This window comes from Stenotrophomonas sp. STEN031, assembly GCF_056759975.1.
Genome location: NZ_JBRREA010000053.1, coordinates 23,656 through 30,076, shown reverse-complemented (window position 1 = coordinate 30,076; position 6,421 = coordinate 23,656). Strand labels below are relative to the sequence as shown.

Annotated in this window: 4 protein-coding genes; 3 read left to right on the top strand and 1 reads right to left on the bottom strand. The window is 63.9% G+C overall.

The genetic code is table 11. From position 1 onward, the window contains the following. Positions 1-194: 194 nt before the first annotated feature. Positions 195-977: a ferredoxin--NADP reductase gene (locus tag ACVOLQ_RS18190; RefSeq protein ID WP_313494851.1), complete on the top strand. Its 783-nt coding sequence runs from the start codon at positions 195-197 to the stop codon at positions 975-977. 112 nt (positions 978-1,089) lie between these two features. Beyond that, complete coding sequence (locus tag ACVOLQ_RS18185; protein ID WP_481528859.1) at positions 1,090-3,498, top strand: AAA family ATPase; 2,409 nt, start codon at positions 1,090-1,092, stop codon at positions 3,496-3,498. Positions 3,499-3,520: 22 nt separating this feature from the next. Here ACVOLQ_RS18185 and ACVOLQ_RS18180 read toward each other — a convergent pair whose 3' ends face one another. Then, positions 3,521-4,003: a glutathione peroxidase gene (locus tag ACVOLQ_RS18180; RefSeq protein ID WP_313494847.1), complete on the bottom strand. Its 483-nt coding sequence runs from the start codon at positions 4,001-4,003 to the stop codon at positions 3,521-3,523. Positions 4,004-4,158: 155 nt separating this feature from the next. On the opposite strand from ACVOLQ_RS18180, the gene ACVOLQ_RS18175 reads away from it, so the two are divergent. Then, positions 4,159-6,330 carry a M3 family metallopeptidase gene (locus ACVOLQ_RS18175; protein ID WP_481528858.1) on the top strand — a complete coding sequence of 724 codons (2,172 nt, stop codon included), beginning with the start codon at positions 4,159-4,161 and terminating at the stop codon, positions 6,328-6,330. Positions 6,331-6,421 lie beyond the last annotated feature (91 nt).

Here is a 6,421-nt window from a genome sequence, read left to right as displayed (position 1 = left end):
CCCCCATCGGCGGCTGGCCTCGCGCCTGGCGTGGGTGTGGGTGGGCCTTCGCCTGCCGGTGCGGGTCGAGTTTGCCCGGCCGCCCCCGGGCCGGCTTGGCCCCCCCCACTACAATTGAACCCTTCAAATGAGATTCATTCCTATTTAAAGGAAATCGGCTAGAATAGGAAGGTCTCCAATTTACGAATCACGGCATGTCTTCCGCTTTTGGCGCCGAAACGGTGCTTGAGGTCCGTCACTGGACGGACGCCTACTTCAGCTTCTCCACCACCCGCGACAGCGGCTTCCGCTTCGAGAATGGCCAGTTCGTGATGATCGGGCTGGAAAACGAAGGCGCCCGCCCCGTCATGCGTGCCTATTCCATCGCCAGCGCCAACTGGGAAGAGCAGTTGCACTTCTTCAGCATCAAGGTCCAGGAAGGTGCGCTGACCTCGCGCCTGCAGCACCTCAAGCCCGGCGACAAGGTGCTGGTCGGCAAGAAGCCCACCGGCACCCTGCTGATCAGCGATCTGCATCCCGGCAAGCATCTCTACCTGCTGGGCACCGGCACCGGCCTGGCGCCGTGGCTGAGCGTGGTCAAGGACCCGGAAACCTACGAGCGCTTCGAGAAGGTCATCGTCTGCCACGGCGTGCGTTTTGCGAAGGACCTGGCTTACCGCGAGTATTTCGAACAGGAACTGCCGAACGACGAAATCCTCGGCGACATCGTCCGCGACAAGCTGCTGTACTACCCGGCCGTCACCCGCGAACCCTTCCCCAACCAGGGACGCCTGACCTCGCTGATGGAGAGTGGGCAGATGCAGGAAGCACTCGGCCTGCCGCCGCTGGATCCCGCCAACGATCGCTTCATGATCTGCGGCAGCCCGCAGATGCTGGCGGACCTGCGCAGCGTGCTCGACGCGCGTGGCTTTGAGGTCTCCGCACGCATCGGCACCCCGGGTCATTACGTGTTCGAGCGCGCCTTCGTCGAGAAGTAATGCTTGTAGGGTTTTTACCGACCATTGGCGGCTATGAACCCGGACAATGATGCCGTAGCGTAACGGCCGGATCACACTGATCCGGCCGTTTTCAGTTCAGGGGAAAGGATTCATGGTTTCAAGTAGTTCCCGCAACAGCTTCATCGACAATCAGCGCAGCGTCTTGCTCGACGAGTTGGCGCAATGCCGGCAACGCGCCGAGACCGCCAAGCAGGCGATGGGCGCTGCCTATCCCGCCGCCTGCCAGGCAGCACAATCCATGCGCCCGGTTTTCGAAGAGGGGCTGGCGCAGGCGCGCCGCAATACGTTGCAAAAAGGCCGCAAAGGCACCTGGGGCGCTGCCCTGAGTCTGCGCGCGAGCCTGGGCACCGGCGGGGTCCGCAACATCACCTGGTTGCTGCTGCTCGGCAGCCTGGTGCTGTATGGGCCGGTTCGGAGCTTCTGCGGCCAACTATCGTACACACTGCCCTTTCCTGTCAGCCTGCTGTTCCTGTTGTTCGTCTACATTCCACCGGCCGTGATCCTCTATGCAGGGTTGGTCTGGCTGGGCCGTTACCGTCTGTCCAAGCGCAACGCCGCAGCCGGGCTGGTCTCCATCGATGCACTGAGCAAGCGCCAGTTGCAGTTGCACGCATTTGGCAGGAAGCAGGACGACGGCCGCAGCCATCCCTATCCTGTGGTCCGCGCGCCCGCGCCCTCGGTGGAGAAACTCGGCAACAACTGGCAGCTCGGCGACAAACACGACAACTCCAATGCGGTGATGGTCGGCATGAACACCGATATCACCACCGACAAGGATCCGGACTTCTTCATCCGCCTGCCGCTCAATGGCCATCCTGGCGGTTTTGTGCGCGTCCGCGCCGAGGTGGATGAGCATTCCGGGACCTGGACGCCATTGGCCGCCGAGCTGGCGCCAATGTTGGCGCCACTGGCGCAGCCCATCGTCGATCTGCAGGCATTGAGCGCACCCTACGAGCGTGAGCTGCAACTGCAGAAGTCCCTGCTGACCCGGCTGGCCTCGTTGGACAAGCTGGAGGCCAACTGGAAGGACGTCGCCATCCCGGAGCAGACCCTGGAACAGGTGATCAAGCTGGTGGATCGTTTTGCCGCCGGCACCCCGCCGCTTCCCAAGGGCATGTTGCTGTGGGGGCCGCCCGGCACCGGCAAGACCCTGATCGCGCGCAAGCTGGCCGAACACGTGGACTGCAATTTCGTTGCGGTGACCATCGCCGACCTCAAGGGCGAACACATCGGCCACACCGGCCCCAAGGTCAAGAAGATCTGGGAGAACGCACGCAGCAAGGGCCCGACCATCCTGTTCGTGGACGAATGCGAAAGCGCCTTCGCCCGCCGCGGCAGCCGCGACACCGATAATTTCGGCAATGAACTGGTACAGACCTTCATCGCCGAATGGGACGGTTTCAACCAAGGCAGCGGCAACGTGCTGGTAATCGGTGCCACCAATCGTCAGGAACTGATCGATGATGCGGTGCTGTCCCGCTTCACCGTTTCCATCGAACTGGCCGCACCCAATGCCGAAGCGCGCGAGCGCATCCTGCTGGCCGAGTTCGGCAAGGCCCAGCTTTCCTTGCCGGTGACCGAAGCACTGGTGCGCGAGACTGCCGGCATGTCCGGCCGCGACCTGTCCACCCTGGTCACCAGTGTGGTGGCCACCCATCCGGCCGGGCGCCCGGCTGCGACCGACTTCAGCACCGCCATCGCCCGCCTGCGCGGCAAGAGCTCGACCTCGGTGCAGGCCTTGGGCTGGGACGATGTGATCGTGCCGGCGAGCACCCGCGCCGAGTTCGAAAGCCTCGGTAAGGAACTGCTGCATGCCGAGGAACTGGCGCGGATGAACATCCCGGTGCCACGCGGCATCCTGCTGTATGGCCCCCCCGGCACCGGCAAGACCCAGATCGCGCGCGTACTGGCCAGCCAGTCCGGGCTGTCCTTCATCGCCGCCTCATCGGCGGAGGTCAAGGGCCAGTTCCTCGGCGACGGTGGCGCGCGGGTCAAGCAGCTGTTCGAGAAAGCCCGGGCGCAGGCACCGTGCATCCTGTTCCTCGATGAGATCGACACCATTGCGCCACCGCGCGGCAGCGGCAATTCCGACAAGTTGAACGCCGAGGTCGTCGCCCAGCTGCTGCAGGAACTGGACGGCATCAGCACCAAACAAGGCCAGGTATTCCTGCTTGCCGCCAGCAACCACCTCGAAGCCATCGACAGTGCCCTGCTGTCGCGGTTGGAGCGCAAGATCCAGATCGGCCTGCCCGACATCGACGCGCGCGCCGCCATCCTGCGCCTGCAGCTGGCCGGCAAGCCGCTGGATTTTGCCGTGGACGAGGTGCTGGGCACCCTGGCAGCCGCCACCGAAGGCAGCTCCGGCCGCGACCTGCAGTCACTGGTCACCGCCGCCACCCGCCGCGCCCTGCAACGGGCCATGGCCGAACACGGCGACCCGACCAAGGTGCAACTGCAGCAGAAAGACCTGCTGGACGAAGCGGCGACCGATCCGGTCTAGCCGCTGCCTGAGGACTCCGGGCTCAGCCCAGCGCCGCCCGGATATCCGCTTCAAGCGCATCCGGGCGCGCAGTGGGCGCGTAGCGGGCGATCACCTGCCCATTGCGTCCGATCAGGAACTTGCTGAAGTTCCATTTGATTGCCGCGATGCCCAAGGCGCCGCGCTTCTGCCGCTGCAGCCACTGCCATAGCGGATCGGCGTCGACGCCATTGACCTTGAGCTTGGCCGACAACGGGAAACTGACGCCAAAATTGATGCTGCAGAAGTCCTGGATGGCGGCCGCATCGCCCGGCTCCTGATGGCCGAACTGGTCGCAGGGACAGCCCAGCACCACCAGCCCTTGCGGGCCCAGCTCTTGCCATAGCTGCTCCAGCCCTTCGTACTGCGGGGTGAAGCCGCACTTGGACGCGGTATTCACTATCAGCAGCACCTTGCCATCAAAGGCGGCCAGCGGCAGCGGACGGCCATCCAGTGCGGTCAACTCGAAATCAAAGGCGTTGGGCATGGCGCGACTCCTAGCAGGACGGCCAGCCTACGACATCACGGCACGAACGGCATGCAAAATGTGGCCTTTCAGCGCAACCATGCCATTCGACACACCCGTACAGGCGCGCCTGCAGGTACCCTGAAAGAATCAGTCTTTTTACCGGAGTTTCCGCCTTGAACACCCGTCTCGCCCTCGCCCTTGCCGCGACCCTGGGTCTTGCCCTGCCGGCCTACAGCCAGGCCGCAACCACTGCGACCACCCAGTCGGCCCAGCAGGCCAATCCGTTCTTCGCTGAAAGCCCGCTGCCGCTGCACTACCCGCAGTTCGACAAGATCAAGGACGCCGATTTTGCCCCGGCTTTCGACGCTGGCATGGCCCAGCAGCTGCAGGAAGTGGAAGCGATCGCCAACAACCCGGCCGCACCGACCTTCGAGAACACCCTGATCGCGCTGGAAAACAGCGGCGCCGTGCTGGACCGCGCCACCACCGTGTTCTTCTCGCTGATTGGCGCCGACACCAACGACGCGCGCAAGAAACTGCAGGCCGACTACTCGGCCAAGTTTGCCGCGCATGGCGATGCCATCAACCTCAACGGCAAGCTGTTCTCGCGTATCGAGACCCTGTACAACGACCGCGCCAAGCTGGGCCTGGACGCTGAAGGCCTGCGCCTGGTCGAGAAGTACTACGACAATTTCGTCCGCGCCGGCGCCAAGCTGTCCGACGCCGACAAGGCCAAGCTCAAGGCGATGAACGCCGAGCTGGCCAACCTGGGCACCAAGTTCAGCCAGAACGTGCTGGCCGAGGTCAACGCGTCCTATATCGTAGTGGACGACGTCAAGCAGCTCGACGGCCTGTCCGATGAGCAGATCGCCGCCGCCGCCGAGGCCGCCAAGGCCCGCAAGCTGGACGGCAAGTACGTCATCGCCCTGCTCAACACCACCGGCCAGCCGCCGCTGACCAACCTGACCAACCGCGAGCTGCGCCAGAAGATCTACGAAGCTTCGGTGTCGCGTGGCAGCAAGGGCGGCGAGTACGACAACACCGCCCTGGTCTCGCGCATCATGACCCTGCGTGCCGAGAAGGCCGCGCTGATGGGCTTCCCGAACTTCGCCAGCTACTCGCTGGGCAACCAGACCGCCAAGACCCCGGAAGCGGTCAACGCCATGCTCGGCCAGCTGGCCCCGGCTGCGGTCACCAACGCCAAGCGCGAAGCCGCCGACCTGCAGGCGATGATCGACAGCGAGCAGAAGGCCGCCGGCAAGCCGACGTTCGAGCTGCAGCCGTGGGACTGGGCCTTCTACAGCGAGAAGGTGCGCCAGGCCAAGTACAACTTCGACGAGTCGCAGCTCAAGCCGTACTTCGAACTGAAGAACGTGCTGGAGAACGGCGTGTTCTTTGCCGCCGGCAAGGAATTCGGCCTGAGCTTCAAGCAGCGCACCGACCTGCCGGTGTACCACGACGACGTCACCGTCTATGACGTGTTCGACGCCGATGGCAGCCAGCTGGCGATCTTCATCTTCGACCCGTATGCACGTGAGTCCAAGCGTGGCGGTGCGTGGATGAACGCCTATGTGTCGCAGTCGGGCCTGACCGGTGACAAGCCAGTGGTGGCCAACCACCTCAACATCCCCAAGCCGCCGGCCGGCAAGCCGACCCTGCTGACCTGGGACGAAGTAACCACCACCTTCCACGAGTTCGGCCATGCGCTGCACGGCATGTTCTCGGACGTGAAGTACCCCTACTTCGCCGGCACCGCAGTGCCGCGTGACTTCGTCGAGTTCCCCTCGCAGGTGAACGAGATGTGGTCCGACGAGCCGACCATCCTGGCCAACTACGCCAAGCACTACCAGAACGGCTCGGCGATGCCGCAGGCGCTGCTGGACAAGGTGATTGCCGCGTCCAAGTTCAACCAGGGCTTTGCCACCACCGAATACCTGGGTGCGGCGATGCTGGACCAGAGCTGGCACCAGATCGGTGTTGGCCAGATCCCGGCGCCGAAGGACGTGATGAAGTTCGAGCATGAAGCGCTGGTCAAGGACGGCATCTATTACGCGCCGGTTCCGCCGCGCTACAAGACCCCGTACTTCAGCCACATCATGGGCGGCTACTCGGCGGGCTACTACGCCTACATCTGGTCCGAGGTGCTGGACGCCAACACCCAGAAGTGGTTCCGTGAGCATGGCGGCCTGTCGCGTGCCAACGGCGACCATTTCCGCAAGACCCTGCTGTCCAAGGGCGGTAGCGTGGATGCGATGGAGCTGTTCCGCAACTTCGCCGGCCACGAGCCGCAGATCGAGCCGTTGCTGGAGAAGCGTGGCCTGACCACCGGTTCTGCTACCAAGTAAGCAGTTACTGGTCTTGATGGAATGAAAACGCCCGGCTTTGCCGGGCGTTTTCTTTTGCATGGTGCAGGCAGATCAAGAGCGGCCCTCATCC